Origin of the sequence: Pantanalinema rosaneae CENA516, from assembly GCF_050753385.1 — a bacterium.
Classification (GTDB): domain Bacteria; phylum Cyanobacteriota; class Cyanobacteriia; order Leptolyngbyales; family Leptolyngbyaceae; genus Pantanalinema; species Pantanalinema rosaneae.
Window position 1 is genome coordinate 23,503 of record NZ_JBLZFZ010000002.1, and the last position, 16,414, is coordinate 39,916.

Sequence of the window (16,414 nt, forward strand, 5' to 3'; positions counted from 1 at the left end):
CAATGGAAGCATGTTCTGACGTTGACCCCTGTGGACTTATTTCTTGATTGCCAGGACAGGGCACTATGAGTACAGTCACTAGAGACGAATTTGAGACGGTCAAAGAATTATTGCTGAGTGCGGCTCGGTACGCAGAGTCAGCCAATCGAGGACTAGACCGCCTGGAAACTGCCCAAGAGAGAAGTCAGCTTCGGATTGACCGATTAATTGAGGTACAAGAGCGGACTCAGGCTCAGTTAGACCATCTAGAAGCGGCTCAGAATCGGACTCAAGCGCAACTAGATGCCTTAACTCTGAAAGTGGATGCAGTCAGCAGCCGAGTAGATGCCTTTGTGGCGGCATCTCAGCATTACTTTGCAAAGCATGGAGAGTCGATCGAGCAACTGAAGGGAATCAGCGAAAGGTTGGAAGGGATTCTAGCTTACCTTGTTCGCAAAGACCAACAGCCATAACAAGGCTACAACTGTTGCGGATTTGAGGACAGGCGATCGTACCAACAATCCCTATAATAGGTTCATCCTAAATCCTAATTAGAGCAATGGTTTCAGAGTCTTTTTAGCGTCAGATAAAGCGATCACTATTTGCTGCCAATCATTGCTCCTATAAGCAGGGTATACATCTCTTTGCAACTCTGACGGTTTTGGTCCTCGGTAGCATTACGAAGCCCAGTCAGCATATCCAGGTTATCCGTTGACTTGCCATTGTTTTTGATCAACTTCACTGCCACAACGGTCATATCCGCAATCGCTGTTCTGTCCTCATTACACTTTGATCCTAGCTGATCCAGTAGGGAAGCATAAGGTTGCTCCGCACCTTGCCAGCTTTTGCCATCAACCAAGGCTAGGTTCTGTTCTGGAGTTCTTTCTGAAACTGGAACATTAATGATCGAAGTAGTGGTGCTAGGGCTTTCATAATCCTTTTGAGAAGAAAAGATAGAGCAGGCAACAAATGGTGAACCAACCAGCAGCATAAGGATGATGCAACCTAGCGCTGTTTGCTGTGGGTTAACCTTCTCTTCTGGCTTATCTCCTTCGGTCATGGGGCAACCTTTCAAAATTCTCCTACTCAGAGTTCCCTATCAACTTGCAAGATGAACATATCTGGTTGCCCTCATCCACGATCAATTGGCACAGATCTAAAAGTCGATCGAGTTTTTCTGAATAGATTTCAGCATCCTTACCCGCTCATTCACGATCGCGGTGGCTCCTCCCCGAAATTCATCGTTATCCATTGTGTTCGCAATCAGTGAAGCAAATACTGTGAAATACCTCTTGTCCTGTATTTTCTCGATGCCCCAATGACCAAACGGGATCTCTCCATTTCTCTCCATTAGGGCGATCGCCATAGCAGCAAATTCAGTCTCATTATCTGGGATAGGCATTCCGAGGGACGCGAACTCCAAAATGGTGTTGCCGTCAGCATTTTTGCCACAGGGGCGGATATAGACATATTCATCCCCCATTGAAGTCTCAAAGGTTAATTTAACCATTGAGTCTCCTATCACCTCTGAAATCTGCCAACCACATTGTACGACTTTGTTCTGAATGAACTCTAGGAAATCCATAGGGCAACCTCTCATAACTCTACTAGCCAGAATTCCCTTGCTAGCGTCATAGATTGAGAATCAAATGTTAGGTTTTACAACAAACCAAAGCCACAATCGTTGTAGATCGGAAACCAAAGAATAAAGAGACAATGCTGCATATAAGCGTCATGGATGCTTGGTGTTGCCTCTATTGGTCAAACTTTATGACAAAATTCACGATCGTTGCGGATTTGACGAGAAGGAGGCGATCGCAGAATTCGCTAAAAAGTGGCAGATAGACCGACGCGAAACGTTAGACCGGGCTGATAAATTCGATTCACCTTTTCGTAACTGACATCTGCTAAGTTCTCCAAATAAATCAGCAATCCTACATTCTGGAGAATCGGAATTCTGGCATTCAGATCCAGGTTTAACCAGGAGGGAGAGAAGTCGCGGGGATCATCTCCGGTGGCGGTAAACAGAGCCCGTCGAGAACCACTGTGATAGTTAGCATAAAGGTTCACCTGCCAGCCATTCCAGTCATAGCCCAAGCCAACTTGAGCGACCGAAAACGGGACGGTACTGAGTTGTAAACCGCGATCGGCTCCTGTTTTAATCTGGGCATCCGTGTAAGTGTAGTTGGCTGAAACGGAAAATTGTGGGGTAATTCTCCAACGCACTGCCGCTTCAAACCCATTGGTATCAACCAGTCCAATATTTTCCCAACGTCCGGCAACCACTGCCAGTCGGTTCTTGAGACGATTACCAAAGTAAGTCAACTGTACCGTTAAGTCTGAATTGAGCTGAAAATCGATCCCAGTTGTCCAGGCAGAACCCACCTCCTGCTTCAACCCTGGATTGGGCAACCAATTATGGACGGTGTCAAACAAATAGAGTTGGTCGAGTCCCGGTAGCCGTCGTACAGACACCCAACTGCCCCGCCAAGCCAGATTCGGCGTGAGATCCCACCGCAACCCAACGCTAGGATCGGCAGAATTACCCACCTCTGTGTTAAAGTTTTGCCGCAACCCCAACTCAACCTGAAGATTGTCCAGAATATTGACGGTGTTGAGTGCAAATAGGGCAACATTGGTTCGATCGCGATCCTCTACCTCATTCAGTTGAATCAATCGCGGTACAGTGCTCGACGTTTCGCCCGTGAATAGCTCTCCTTTCACATCAATGCCATAGCGCAAATTGTAGCTGGGTGAAACCTGCCAATTATGCTCAATGCGGGCGGTCAGACCCGTGGAATCTACGGTGCCCTGACGATAAAAGATCGTTTGAGTGGGCCCATAGGTATTAAAGTAGTCGCGGTTATAGCCCAGGTTGATGGTCATGACGGAATCGTCTCCCGCCCCGATTAAGCTGCGCCAGGAAAACCCCAGACTCAGACCATCGTGATCCAGGCGATCGCGTTGCAGGGGAAACCCAAAATATAACAACCCCTTACGACTGGTGGTTTTAAACGTATCCAGACTCAGCGTATTCCGAGGGTCAACCTGATACGTCAATCGCCCAAAGTAATTGTCAAATTTGACATCACCATTGAATAAGCGCCCATCCGGACCGCGATTGGCAGCCCCTAGCGGCACGAAATAATCGTTATCGGCTTGAAACCGTTCATAACCGATCGCATAGCCTAAGGCATTGACTGAACCGGAGATGTTAGCCCGGTAATTCTGTTGACCGTAGGAGCCTGCCTGCACCAGCGCATTGGCTCGGAAGGGTTGCCCCGTCGGATCTTTGGTGATGATGTTGATGATGCCACCAAAGGCTTCCGAACCGTAAAGCGTGGCGGCTGTCCCACTTAGCAGTTCAATCCGATCAATGCCACTGGTTAGGACATTATTTAAATCTGTTGCCCCGTGATAGGTGTTGACGTTAGTATTCAGCGATCGTCCGTTTAGTAGAAACAGGTTCTGGTTTAGTGTCGTTCCCCGATAATAAAATCCTGTATGAATATCGGCACCAAATCCGGCATCATTGATGGCGAAACCAGGCAAACTCCGCAGCACTTCGGTTAAACTCTCTCCGCCCTGCTTTTGAATTTCATCCCCGGTAATGGTGTAAACCGGAAATGAGAAGCGGGGTTGCTCCTGTCCCTCGCCAATAATTTCTTCTTCCTCTGCTTCCTGATCGTCTATATCCTCGACATCGGCTGAATTTTGACTGAGAGCAGGACATGGCTCTGAACCTGTTTGAAGTCTGTTACAGGAGGGAGACTGCAACCATCGCGCCTCTGAAATGGGGGATTGATAATTTCGTAAGTTCAGACCAGTAGAATTCACTGGCATCTCGGTTGCATCAGCGAAAGATAGATAAAAACACAAGCTACAGGGAAATGTAGCGATGGCACATAGCGATCGTAGGAGGGACATAATGCGATGAATGAAGCTCACACCAAAAGCGCTTTAGCCTTGGTTACACGCCAACACTAAAACGGCAGAAAATCTCTCATTGATGGTGCTGGTAAGTGAAAGCAAAGTCAAAAGACAGAGTGTAAAACTTCCATCGTAAAAAATAATAAAATTATGATTGATTAGGACAAAACTAACTAATTATGTGTTTTTTAATAGTGTATTTGCATGAGTTAATTGAGTCTAATTTATCCGAAGATTAGGTGAAATTTTGATGACGGTAGAATTGCATTTGTTCATCTATTGATTGATATTTCCAAGTTTTTAGCCCTCCACTGGCAAAAGTAAAGGGCTGATTGTGACTTATGAATTGATTGCTTAAATTCTTTTCAGATCAGCAGGATAGAGGCTTACCAGGGGCTACTAATCAATGTAAACGCTGCCCAATAGTAAGGAGCCGAGAGATCACTACTGGTTGTATTCTTCAACTCTGGTGGTAGGGTGACAGAACCGCGTGACAGGATCAACTTTTTGCCTTCAATGCGGGTATCACCCCGGAGGAGCCGCAGTTGGGCTTGTCGCAGGGCAGCGGCTTTGGTAGAGGTGGTTCCCAGTTGGCGATAGAATTCGCTCATCAATGCCAGCGTCCCTTCGTCGTTGACATTCCATAGACTGGCGACTACCGTTTTCACCTGCGATTTCAGGGCAACTCCAGCAAAGCCCAGTTCGGCTTGATCATCCCCGATCGCCGTTCTACAAGCACTCAGAACCAGCAATTCCAAAGCTGGCGATCCCCAATTCACCTGCCGGATCATATCTAAGCCCAGTTTGCTATCCCACAACTGAATGTAGGAATTCGCAGGTTTACCCGGTTTGAACATGGCATGGGTTGCCAGATGCACAATATTAGGGCGTTGCTCCTGTACCCACTGCTGAAGATTTGCCAGGGTAAAGCCTTGATTCAGGAACGATCGTCCTTGCCATTGCGCCTGGGCAGGGCGATCGGTCTGGAGTTTTTGCAAAATCGTCGTTAATTCGATCGGTACGGCAGGCAACGGGCTTTGATCGGGAAACTCCGACGCTCCCATTGCCAGAATTTGACCGGGCTGCATCGGCACATAGTCGGTTTGAATCAGATTAAAGGCAGGAATCCGGGTGAGATTATAGTTCTCGATCAGGAATTCTTTCCCATCATGTAACGCGGCGAGGGGCAAACTCCGCAAGCCTTTCCCCAGGCAAAACAGAATCGTATCAATCTCTCCCGCCTGTAAGTCGTTGGCGTATGGTTGGACAATCCATTGGTAAAGCTGTTGCGCCGCCGTCATTTTGGTGTGGTTGGGAGAACTATGCATCTCCAGGTGAAACGCATCCACTACAGGTTGCAGCTTCGCGATCGGAACATCATAGAGATCCCGCACGATCGGCGTTCCCCCTGGGGTCAGCAGTACTAAATGCAGATGATCGGTGCGAGGAATCACCCAGAGAACGGCAGGTTTGGTATTGGTTGCCTGACCAATTTGTTTGAGAGTTTCGGCAATGCGTTCGGGAGTTTGGTTGACATCAGCTAAATGTTCGCCAAAGTAATCTTCAAACTCTTTCGCTAATCCGCTTTCCATCGCTAACACTTTTTCACTTAAGGTTTGCGATCGACCTGGTAAGGTATTCAGGCTAACCAATGCCAGTGTGACTCCTAAAATAAAGGTGCGTCTAGAGAAAATCTGGCTGAAAAAATTAGTTTGATGATTTTGAAGGCGTAGTTTGCGGTGATTATTTTGCATTGGTTTAGTCCTGAAGAATGAATGTTATTAGAGTGAATTAAACAACTTGATATTGCTGTTGTAATCGGGCGGTCGCTTCCACAGCAGGCAAGGGTTTTGCCCAAAAATATCCCTGACCAAACTCACACCCTAACGATCGCAAATGGTCGGCATCGGCTTGAGTCTCGACCCCTTCGGCAATCACATCCATGCCTAAGATATGACCCAACGAAATAATCATCCGAACAATTTCGTAGTCTTCCTGGCTGGTTGCCAATTTTTGAACAAATGACCGATCGACCTTCAGCGTATCGATCGGAAACCGCCGAATCTGGCTGAGGGAAGAATAGCCGGTGCCAAAATCATCCATGCCTAACTGGCACCCGAGGGACTTCAGCCGTAACATCACATCGATCGCGGCTTCCACCTCTGCCATCACCATACTTTCGGTAATTTCCAGTTTGAGGCAGGTCGCATCAACGTTGGTTTCCTGGATCAACCGCGCTAATTGTTCGGTTAAATCGGGTTGATCAAACTGCCGACCTGAAAGATTAATACTAATGATTAAATGTTGACTAGGAAATTGGCGTTGCCATTGGTGAGCTTGTTGACAAGCCGCGTGAAAGATCCATTGTCCTAAGGGGATGATTAACCCAGTTTCCTCCGCTAAGGGAATAAATTTCAAAGGTGGAATAAACCCCTGGCTGGGATGCTGCCAGCGCACCAATGCCTCAAAGCCTACAATAGCTGTCGATCGCAGACACACGATCGGTTGATAGTAAAGCACAAATTCCTGGTTGGCAATTCCTCGTCGTAACTCATTCTCCAGAGTGAATTGATCTACCGCTTCATTCAGCATCCCGGCGGCAAACACCTGATAGTGGTCGCTGCCTAGCGTTTTAGCCCGATACATGGCGGTATGGGCATCTCGTAGCAGGTTTTCTGGTGTATACCAATGATCGGCTTGGGTCAGGGCAATGCCGATGCTGGTGGTGATGGCTACTGAGTGGGAGTGAATCACAAAGGGGGGGACGATCGCTGCCTGGAGTTGCTCGGCGATCGTGGTTAATGCCTCTGGCTGAAGATGTTGCCAGGTAATCACAAATTCCTCCTGACTCACTCTTGCCAACCGAGCCGATCGCGGTAGCCGGGTGCGCCAACGATAGATCAGTTGCAGGATCAGATGATCGCTGGTGGACTGCCCCAAACTTTCATAGATTAAGGGAAAGCGATCGAGGCTGAGGAAAATTACCCCTAATGTGAACGGTGGGGAACGCCGCGCCATCTGTGCCAGCGATCGGTGGAGGGAACGCACAAACGCACCCTGATTCAGCAGTCCGGTGAGGGGATCGCGAGTGTTGGTGTAGAGGAGTCGGTGCGCCATCGCCAGTCCTACGGCGGCAATCAATCCCAACATTGGCTCTGCTACAGGAATCCAGATCCAATAGGTCAACAACAGCCAACTGAAGCCCCCAATCAGCAACAAACCGCCCAGCGTCGCTACTCCAAAAGCAAGCGGATGTCTGAGCCGCCACACGAGGAATCCCCCGATCAAAGTCCAACTCCAGAGCCAGAGGAATTCCTGTCCCTGCGGCCAGAATTGAAACCCCGGGTTAGCTCCAGAGACAATATCCAACAGTTGGCTAGTCATCTGAGCATGGATCATCACTCCTGGCATTTGAAAATTAGCGTGTTGATCGGCGCTGTATGGTGTGTAAAACTGATCCTTTAAACTGGGGGCGATCGTGCCAATTAGCACAATCCGATCACGTACCCAGTCGGGATTGATCTGCCCCTCTAACACCTGATGGAGGGTAATCACTGGAGCGATCTGCTGACGGCGGCGATAGTTCAACAGAATTTGATAGCCGCGAGTATCGGCGGTTTGATAGCCCCCCGATGTTGGTGCTAACGGCACGATCGTTGTTGTCCCTAGCTGCAATGCTTCCGGGGTATGACGGAGAGACAAGTTCTCGGACTGGAAGTAAGTCAACACCACTCGCAACGCTAAGGAGTAGTAATGTTGCTCCGCTCCAGCGACAAATAAGAGATTGCGGCGTAACACCCCATCCGGATCTAAGGTGAAATCATTAAATCCCACCCGTTCTGGCTCAACCCCTGTCGGAGCCGCAATGCCACCTGCAACATCTGTGATCGTAATCAGGTTTTTGGCTTGCAATTGGGCCGCTAATGCGGCTTCCCCCGGTGGGTTGGGGATATCTCGATAGAGATCTAACCCAATCACTTTCGGTCGATAGGACTGAAGTTTGGCTAAGGCTTGCGCCAGAATCTGATCCGACAGGGGCCAGCGATAGCGATGGAGATCGGTTTCAGTAATTGTGACGACTACCAGGCGAGGATCGGGAGTTGTATCTGCTTGCCACTGCACAAAGCGATCGAAAACAAATAATTCCAGGGTTTGCAATGCCCCGATTTGTTGGATCGCCCAAAAACAACTGGTGATCACTGTCCCCGATACTACGATCGAGGATCCCGCTGCCCAGACAATCTGAGGCATGGGTTGTCCCCGATCGCACCATTGTCGCCAGGTCTGCAATTGGGAGTGGATCTGCTTGATCGCCCGTGGGGCTGATTGCCAGAATTTTGCCACCTAGACAACTTCCCCTTCCTACTGGCGGGCGATCGACAAATTAACTACCTGGGGTAACTGCAATGTCTGTAAAAGCTGTTGCCACTGCTGGCGGACTTGAGCATGATTGGGATGGGTTTGGCGTAATGCCGCTAACGTGGCAATCTGATCGCTCCATAGCCCTGCCGCTTGATAACGATTGGCTAAGATTAACTGGGTGTCTACATCCCCCGGCTTCGAGACAGCCATCTCCGAGGCAACCCGCCGCAACCAGCCCGATAGCACGAGATTTTGGGAACTATCATCGGCATCGCACACTACTGAAAAATACCATTGATAGTCTTGTCCGACTTTGACTGTATTTTTAGGTAATTGTACGCCGACAAGTTCTTTGGCTTTATTCGTTGCGAGGGTGGTTTGGTAAACCGAAGTCCCCTCCCCATCCCGCAAGACAAACTGAATGGGATAGGTCTCCGCCGCTTGGGGCACCACAAAATACACGGTCGGGCGATCGCTGGCGGTAATCCCCAAATTGTTGACTGGATTTAGGGCAACGAGGGATTGACTGTTCATGGCACAGTCTCCCCGAGTGCCGCCCCCAATCCGCCGACCGGGAAATTCACTCCGATCAGAAGATCCCGATTGCGCCAACACTGGCATCCCGGTGGCTGTAAACACCAGACAGAGTGCCATTCCAACATGCAAACCCAGGCGATACAGAGTTGGTACAGGCATAAATTGCTCCCTCCCAAAATTCCAGTATGTTTTAGCGATTACTCCTGACCATTTTTTTGGTAAAACCAGGCATTTTCAGGATCCTGATCTCCATCAGCCATGCTGAAAATTAGATAAAGAGTAAAAATTTTTACCAACGATCGTTACGATTCAGACCAAACTCAGTCAGATGCACAGTGATTGGATAGTTAAGGATTAGGCTTGGAAATACTGCTATGCCCAGTAAAACCGAATTTGAGGTTCGGTTATTACTGACATCCGTTCTATATGCAAGTTAATTTTCCGCACACTGAGGAAAAACCGTTAAATTACGGATGTTCATCTATGTTCATATTAATTTTCTATGTAGGAACAAAAGATGCGTCTGTGTTAGGCTCGTTCCATCCGTAACGATTTTTCTGTATGGTTAGGGCTGCTATCATGCAGAAAACCAGGTCAGGGCAAAGGTATTTCTCTGGGTTCCAATTTAATCGGGATCAAATCAAGCTATTTCTGTATGATTAAAAATTTTACCATGCAGAATTAACTTGACTATCAATCAGGCGGCAGGGATGGTCGGTTTAACCTCGCCGCCCGTCAATTGCATAAATTCAGGCTACAGGTGGTTTTGCTGGCAGGAAGGTCGCTAACTATCAGAGTCAGTAGTGCCCAGTGCCCGATCGAGAATTTCCCGAGCTGCTTCGGCTTGAGTTCGAGCCTCCCGATAGCGGAGATTCGTTTGAGCATAGGCTTTCAGCACTTTGAAGCCTTCTTTCATCGTGGCGATCGTGGCTTCGTCTACCTCCTCATCCGTGAACAGGACATCAACCAGTTGCCGCACTTTAAACGCGTCTGCCCGTGATTCCTGCACCTTTAACTTCAGGGTGGCTAAATTACTCAGCACCTGAACTGCCTGGGTGACGGCATCTTCGGCATCGGGTTGGAGGGAGGTGGCTTCTTTCACTTCGATAAATTGTTGTGGACTGAACCCATCGGATAAATCCGTGGATAACTTACCCTCGTCTAAAAGCGCCATGAGTTGATCCATGGCTTTTTCGCGGGCTTTGGTGGAATCTTTGCCAGGAACCGTTAGGATCACATCTGGACTTTGCACGAGTGTATATTGAACCATCGTCAAAAACGGTAAAAGGGAAACATCTGTACTAATTCTACGCGCTTAATTCGGAACTAATAGAACTGAGAAATTATAGTTGATGCTGGCTGATTTAATGGGTGGCTCAACTAACCTGGCTAACCTCATCGTCCTTTCTTTCAAGGTAGGATAAATTTAGCGGGTGCTTTATTGTAACTGACCATACCAGGCGCAAAAATGTGCATCATCTAACCTGCTGGCGATCGTCCTGCCAGATCCTCTGCTCCCGATTCCTCCGGTTGTCTCTGCGCCAACGCAGACAGATCAGGCAATGGTTGGGGCTACTCCTGTTCATGGGGATGGTTTGTAGCTCACCGGCGGCGGTACAGTCTAGCCCGATTCAAGCGGATAGTACAAGTAACTCAATTGTCACTCCAGACGGTAATCTATTTGTCATTACAGGTGGCACTACGGTTGGCAATCGCTTGTTTCATAGTTTTCAAGCTTTTTCTGTGCCAACGGGTAGCACTGCCTGGTTCAATCAACCTCTGGCAATTCAAACCATTTTGACACGGGTAACGGGAACTGCTGTTTCCACGATCGATGGCATCATTCGTGCGAATGGAACTGCCAACGTCTTTCTGTTGAATCCCCAGGGCATTGTGTTTGGCGCGAACGCCCGGTTAGACATCGGTGGTTCGTTTCTGGCAACCACTGCCGATCGCTTTCAGTTCGCGGATGGCAGTGAATTCAGTGCTACGAATCCTCAACCGCCGCCATTATTGACGATGAATGTGCCGATCGGGTTGCAATTTGGCGCGAACCCCGGCAGGATTGTGCAGCAATCTCCAGGGCTGGCGGTGCGCCCCGGTCAAACCTTGGGTTTATTGGGTGGGGATGTGGCTCTGGCGGGAGGGAGTGTCATCGCTGCCAGTGGACGGGTGGAACTGGGCAGTGTCCAGGAGGCGGGAGTGGTCACACTGACCCTAACTCCGACAGGATTTATGCTGGGGTATCCCGGCATCACTACCTTTGGCGATATTCAACTATCGAATCGATCGGAAATCAATACATCCGGTGGGTCGTCGGGAGCGATTCAGCTTCAAGGTCGATCGCTGCAATTGCGGGAGGATGCCCGGATTCTCTCGTTTAATCTGGGAACTCAACCGGGAGGTGCGCTAACAATTAATATGACCGATGCGATCGATATCGTTGGGACAGGCAATTATGATCAGGTGATTCAGCAGATTTCGACGGGGCAGTTAAATGCCGCCAATGCTCGCAATATGATTGCCACGATCGCGGCAGAAGCGGGGGCGGTAGGAGAAATTCTAATTAATACCCGACAGTTGCGGCTGCAAAACGGCGCGTACATAACCAGTGTGGCGAATAGTTCGGGACAACCGGGTAGTTTAACGGTCAATGCCACTGATATTGAGTTGAATCAAGGATTGATCTCCAGCCTGACTTTCTTCGGTAGTCAGGGCAATAGTGCGGAAATTATGATCAATACCGATCGTCTGACGATGCAGGAAAATAGCTTTATCTCGACCGCCACATTGGGCATCGGCTCCAGTGGTAATTTAACCATTCAAGCGACAGACAGGATTCACATTGTTGGTGATGAGGTAATTCCGATCGCGATTCCGAATCTGAATAGTATAACAACGAGTATTGCTACAAATGGGTTACTAGGAGGGCGGGCAGGGGATCTGACGCTAACCGCACGGCAGTTAGTCGTGACGGATGGTGCCAAGATTGTGGCGGATAGTAATAGTCTGATCGGTGGTGGCAATGTCACAATTCGCGCTACGGATGCCATCTCCTTGATGGGGACTTCTCCCGATCTCACCTCCCCCACGTTGATTAGTGCCAGAGGTTTTGGGGATGGCGGAAATTTAACGCTCCAGGCTGGCACACTAACCGTTGAGCAGGGTGCGGGGGTGAGTGTATTAAGTCAGGGAGCCGGAACCGGGGGAAATCTGACCATTACAGCGAACTCGATCCGATTGAACAATCGGGCATTTTTAGAGGCGGCATCTTTGCTAGGGACGGGTGGTAACGTGCAATTACACATCCGGGATGTGTTACTCCTGCGCCACCAATCTCGAATTAGTAGCAGTGCGGGATTATTGGGGGGAACGGGGAATGGCGGTAATATTGCGATCGCCGCGCAATCGATCGTTGCTTCTGCTTTAGAGAACAGTGACATTACGGCGAATGCGTTGGGCGGGCAAGGCGGCAGGATTCAGATTCGCACCCAGGGGCTGTTTGGCATGGCGGTGCGTCCTCGCCTGACTCCTCTCAGTGATATTACGGCAAGTTCCCAGTTTGGGGTACAGGGAGCCGTCACGATTAACAGTCCGAATCTTGATCCAAGTGGTAATTTAATCCAGCTACCGAGCAACTTTTTGGAGGTAACCAATGGTCTGGATCAACGATGTGATGCCCGGGGACGGGCAAATAGCTTTGTCATATCCGGACGGGGAGGATTACCCCCGACTCCCCAGGAAGTGGTAAATGCTCCGGTAGGATGGCAAGATGACCTGCAAGAGAATTCGCAAGAGAACCACACGCATCCCCAGACCGGAGCTGATCGAGCCGATGCCGCGATCGCCGCCGCCAGGGTGCAGCCTGATGCCATCTCTACTGAACCGCTGATTGAAGCCACGCATTGGGTGACTGAAGCCGATGGCACGATCGTTTTGGTTGCTCCATCGGGAAATCAGGTGGGCGTGAACCCATTCGGCACTGGTTGCTCGACTCCGTTCAGCCTCGGACGCTAAGGATCGCGACCTAAATAACCTGAGCAACTGCAACCTCTTACCTGTACGGGCGCGGCATTCGGCAGAGGTTTCTGGGACAATAGCAAGGGCTTTTTACCGTAGCCTGCTTCCCGCAGGGTATGCCACGCCCCTACGCAAGGAATTACAGCTTAGGGAGCCGTACCATTCCAATATTGGCTGTCCGTATGCGATTGTTCATTCCTTTTTTGAGCCGGAAACGCCTTAGATCACGGTGGTTGATTACTATCATTGGGTGCTTATCGGCGTTGTTGATCACGATCGTTGTGCAACCGCTGCCCTCGCTGGTGTGGGCAACTCCAGCGTCTAGCCAGTTAATTGAACAGGGGGAACGGCAACTTCAGCAAGGACAGCCTCATACCGCTTTAACCACCTGGCAACGGGCAGAGCAAGCCTATCGTCAAGTGGGTGATAGGGTGGGTGTAGTGGGGAGCCAAATTAACCAGGCCAGAGCGTTACAGGCGTTAGGGTTCTATCGACGGGCGAAGACGATGCTAGAGCAGGTAGAACTTTCTCTGAAACAGCAGCCCGATTCTCAGTTAAAGCTGACTGGGTTAATCAATCTAGGGAATGTGCTGCGGTTAATTGGGGATCTGGAGGCATCCGCCACTGTGTTGCAACGGGCAGCGACGATCGCCCAAACCTTGCCAGCCAGTTCTGCCCAACCAATGGTTGCCTTCCATTTGGCCAATACCCTGGTGGCACAGCAGCAACCCGAGCGTGCTCTCCGACTGTACGAACAAGCGGCGACGGCTCCAAGTCCAGTTCAGCTTGCCGCCCGCCTGAATCAACTGAACCAATTGCTAACCCTCAAGCGCTATGCGGCAGCGCAAACCCTGATCGCACCGATTCAGGCGCAATTAGCCGCGTTACCTCCGGGACAGATGGCGATCTATGGGCAAGTTACGTTGGCAGAAAGTCTCCTCAAGTTCACAACCGATCGCGGGGCTTCACCCCAGGACGATCGCCGGATGATGGCGCAACTCCTCGTCAATGCTGGGCAGCAGGCAAGGGTCTTGGGCGATCGACGGGCGGAATCCTACGCGTTAGGTCGGTTGGGGGCGGTGTATGAATTGCAACAGCAGTGGTCGGAGGCAGAACGACTCACGACCCAAGCCTGGAATCTGGCTCAAAGTCAACTCGCCCTGGATTTGGCGTATCAATGGCAATGGCAATTGGGGCGACTGCGATCAGTACAGGACGATCGGGCAGGCGCGATCGCGTACTACACCCAGGCCGTCAAGGATTTACAGGTGCTACGAAATGATTTGGGTTTGACGAATCCAGAAGTACAATTTTCCTTCCGGGAACAGGTGGAGCCAGTCTATCGGGAACTGGTCGATTTACTACTGCAAGAACCTCTCGAATCGCCAGCCCATCTGCAACAGGCTCGTCAGGTGATCGAGTCCTTGCAGGTGGCAGAACTGACCAACTTTTTCCGGGAAGCCTGTCTGGATGCCCAACCGCAGGCGATCGATCAAATTGATCCCACAGCGGCGGTAATCTATCCGATTATTTTGCGCGATCGCCTGGAAGTGATTCTCTCGATTCCTGGACAACCGTTGCGTCACTATGCCACCCCGTTACCCCAGACCGAAATTATTGCCGGAATTCGCCGGATGCAACAATCGATGCGGGTGACTGCCTTTCTGCCAGAACGACTAGCCGCTGCCCAGGAAATCGATCGGTGGTTAATTCAGCCCGCGATCGCTGATCTGAAGCAGCATCAAATTCAGACCCTCGTGTTTGTGTTGGATGGTGGCTTCCGGAATTTGCCGATGGCTGCCTTACATGATGGCAATCAGTATTTAATTGAGCGCTATCGAGTGGCAGTGACCCCTGGGTTGCAATTACTCGGTTCTCAACCCCTGTCCTATCAGCAGTTACGAGTGTTGGTCGGCGGGTTAAGCCAGTCAACCCAGGAGTATACGGCACTCCCCGGAGTCGATCAGGAGGTGCAGCAAATTAGTCAGCAACTCCCAACCACGGTGTTAATGAATCGGGCATTTACGACGCAGGCGCTGGCGACCAAGCTCAAAACTATGCCCTTTTCAGTCGTGCATTTGGCAACTCATGGACAGTTTGGTTCCCAGGCCAGTAGCACCTACATTCTCACCTGGGATGGCAAGGTACAGGTGGATGATTTACAGACCTTCTTACAGCAACGGGAGGTCGCTGATGTGGCGGATCTGGAATTGCTGGTTTTGAGTGCTTGTCAAACGGCACAGGGGGACGATCGCGCTGCCCTGGGGATGGCAGGAGTGGCGGTGCGATCGGGGGCACGCAGTACCCTAGCTTCTCTCTGGACGGTCAACGACACCTCGACTGCCCTGTTGATCACGCAGTTCTATCAAGCCCTGACCCAACCAGGGATGACCCGAGCAGAGGCCGTCCGACAGGCACAACTCACCCTACTGCACCATCCCAAGTTTCAACATCCCTACTTTTGGGCACCCTTTATTTTGGTCGGTAACTGGCTATGAGCAAGGGGCTGGTCGTTAGATTGTGAACTTAGTTTCACAAAGTTCGATTGTGGACTGGGTTGGGTGGGGTAGTTCAGCAATAATACGGAGAAAGCCTGCGTGATTGTCATAATTTCACCTCGTCACAAAAAAATCGATAGTATAATTAATAGCTAAAGGTGCTCTACGTCTACCCTGTTGTTCCGAGTTTGCTTCCCTGTGGTGGCTGTGTTTCCCGGCTAGTGATCAACGACAAAAACCAAGATTTAACGAGTACAGTTAACGGTCAAATCAGGATCAGGACAGTCTGAACCAAACTTGATGACGGATGGTTCTGGTTTTGGTGTGCGAGGGCGAAGAATATGACGCAAAAACAAATATTGACCAAGCCGTTGATGGTCTGGAGCCTGCGATTAATAGTGGGTGTATTGGGGGGAATCAACCTGAATCCAGCGATCGCCAGTTTTGATCCCCCTCCCGAGCAGGGATCGCCAGCGGGAACGGCAGGAGGTGGCTCTCGACCCGCGCAATCTGCCTGTTTTCCCCAAACCAGTCACCTGTCTGGGTTAACCGCACTCAGTCCCACAGCTTATGTAGGATTAACAACGCGCGATCGTCCCACGGTTCATATTTATCTGCCAGCAACAACTGCCCAGATGGCTGAACTGAGCTTGTTTGATGCTCAGGGGCGGGGGATTTATCAAACCACAGTGCCCATCTCCTCCACGGATACCTTAGTGCGGTTCTCATTCCCATCGACTGCCCCAATTCTATCGGCAGATCAACCCTATTACTGGGCAGTGGCACTGATCTGTAACCCCAATCAGCGAACGGATGATTGGATCATTGGGGGGTGGATTCGGCAGCAGACTCCCGATCCATGGCTGCAACGTCAGCTTGCAACAGCATCGGGCGTAGAACAAGTTAAACTCTATGCAGAGGCTGGCTTCTGGTATGATGCCTTGGAAACCTTAGTGCAACTTCAGCAGGCGCATCCCCAGGACTCTGCCTTAGGCTCTGTATGGGCAAGGTTGCTGCAATCGATCGGATTACCTCAACTGACGAGGATGCCGTCATCTGCTTTTACCGACCAGTGAAGCTGCCTTGCC

At 50.3% G+C, this 16,414-nt stretch carries 11 protein-coding genes; 4 read left to right on the top strand and 7 right to left on the bottom strand.

The window, feature by feature from the left end:
- Positions 1-65: 65 nt before the first annotated feature.
- Positions 66-452: a hypothetical protein gene (locus tag ACN4EK_RS01145; RefSeq protein ID WP_431655489.1), complete on the top strand. Its 387-nt coding sequence runs from the start codon at positions 66-68 to the stop codon at positions 450-452.
- Positions 453-577: 125 nt separating this feature from the next.
- On the opposite strand, the gene ACN4EK_RS01150 is transcribed toward ACN4EK_RS01145, so the two are convergent.
- From ACN4EK_RS01150 to ACN4EK_RS01180, 7 genes are all read right to left on the bottom strand, one after another.
- Positions 578-1,039, bottom strand: coding sequence for a hypothetical protein (locus ACN4EK_RS01150; RefSeq protein WP_431655490.1), 462 nt, complete (start codon positions 1,037-1,039; stop codon positions 578-580).
- 96 nt (positions 1,040-1,135) lie between these two features.
- Positions 1,136-1,489 carry a hypothetical protein gene (locus tag ACN4EK_RS01155; protein ID WP_431655491.1) on the bottom strand — a complete coding sequence of 118 codons (354 nt, stop codon included), beginning with the start codon at positions 1,487-1,489 and terminating at the stop codon, positions 1,136-1,138.
- Between the two features lie 317 nt (positions 1,490-1,806).
- Positions 1,807-3,822: a TonB-dependent receptor plug domain-containing protein gene (locus ACN4EK_RS01160; protein WP_431655492.1), complete on the bottom strand. Its 2,016-nt coding sequence runs from the start codon at positions 3,820-3,822 to the stop codon at positions 1,807-1,809.
- A gap of 473 nt (positions 3,823-4,295) precedes the next feature.
- Positions 4,296-5,663 (bottom strand): CHAT domain-containing protein, encoded by a 1,368-nt coding sequence (locus tag ACN4EK_RS01165; RefSeq protein WP_431655494.1) that lies wholly within the window; start codon positions 5,661-5,663, stop codon positions 4,296-4,298.
- 37 nt (positions 5,664-5,700) lie between these two features.
- Positions 5,701-8,253 (bottom strand): putative bifunctional diguanylate cyclase/phosphodiesterase, encoded by a 2,553-nt coding sequence (locus ACN4EK_RS01170; RefSeq protein WP_431655495.1) that lies wholly within the window; start codon positions 8,251-8,253, stop codon positions 5,701-5,703.
- Positions 8,254-8,271: 18 nt separating this feature from the next.
- The gene (locus ACN4EK_RS01175) at positions 8,272-8,967 is read right to left on the bottom strand and encodes a DUF928 domain-containing protein (protein ID WP_431655497.1); all 696 of its coding nucleotides are present in this window, start codon (positions 8,965-8,967) and stop codon (positions 8,272-8,274) included.
- A gap of 625 nt (positions 8,968-9,592) precedes the next feature.
- Positions 9,593-10,078 carry a hypothetical protein gene (locus tag ACN4EK_RS01180; protein ID WP_431655498.1) on the bottom strand — a complete coding sequence of 162 codons (486 nt, stop codon included), beginning with the start codon at positions 10,076-10,078 and terminating at the stop codon, positions 9,593-9,595.
- Positions 10,079-10,278: 200 nt separating this feature from the next.
- On the opposite strand from ACN4EK_RS01180, the gene ACN4EK_RS01185 reads away from it, so the two are divergent.
- The 3 genes from ACN4EK_RS01185 (at position 10,279) to ACN4EK_RS01195 (ending at position 16,402) form a co-directional block, all read left to right on the top strand.
- Positions 10,279-12,825 (top strand): two-partner secretion domain-containing protein, encoded by a 2,547-nt coding sequence (locus ACN4EK_RS01185; protein WP_431655499.1) that lies wholly within the window; start codon positions 10,279-10,281, stop codon positions 12,823-12,825.
- Between the two features lie 284 nt (positions 12,826-13,109).
- Positions 13,110-15,326, top strand: a complete 2,217-nt coding sequence (locus tag ACN4EK_RS01190; RefSeq protein WP_431655500.1) for a CHAT domain-containing protein — start codon at positions 13,110-13,112, stop codon at positions 15,324-15,326.
- Positions 15,327-15,667: 341 nt separating this feature from the next.
- Positions 15,668-16,402, top strand: coding sequence for a DUF928 domain-containing protein (locus tag ACN4EK_RS01195; RefSeq protein ID WP_431655502.1), 735 nt, complete (start codon positions 15,668-15,670; stop codon positions 16,400-16,402).
- The last annotated feature ends 12 nt before the right edge of the window (positions 16,403-16,414 follow it).

What these genes read in the sequence shown, in the direction of transcription:
- ACN4EK_RS01145 (WP_431655489.1), top strand. Translation starts at nt 66, where the DNA reads ATGAGTACAGTCACTAGAGACGAATTTGAGACGGTCAAAGAATTATTG.
- ACN4EK_RS01150 (WP_431655490.1), bottom strand. Translation starts at nt 1,039, where the DNA reads ATGACCGAAGGAGATAAGCCAGAAGAGAAGGTTAACCCACAGCAAACA.
- ACN4EK_RS01155 (WP_431655491.1), bottom strand. Translation starts at nt 1,489, where the DNA reads ATGGTTAAATTAACCTTTGAGACTTCAATGGGGGATGAATATGTCTAT.
- ACN4EK_RS01160 (WP_431655492.1), bottom strand. Translation starts at nt 3,822, where the DNA reads ATGCCAGTGAATTCTACTGGTCTGAACTTACGAAATTATCAATCCCCC.
- ACN4EK_RS01165 (WP_431655494.1), bottom strand. Translation starts at nt 5,663, where the DNA reads ATGCAAAATAATCACCGCAAACTACGCCTTCAAAATCATCAAACTAAT.
- ACN4EK_RS01175 (WP_431655497.1), bottom strand. Translation starts at nt 8,967, where the DNA reads ATGCCTGTACCAACTCTGTATCGCCTGGGTTTGCATGTTGGAATGGCA.
- ACN4EK_RS01180 (WP_431655498.1), bottom strand. Translation starts at nt 10,078, where the DNA reads ATGGTTCAATATACACTCGTGCAAAGTCCAGATGTGATCCTAACGGTT.
- ACN4EK_RS01195 (WP_431655502.1), top strand. Translation starts at nt 15,668, where the DNA reads ATGACGCAAAAACAAATATTGACCAAGCCGTTGATGGTCTGGAGCCTG.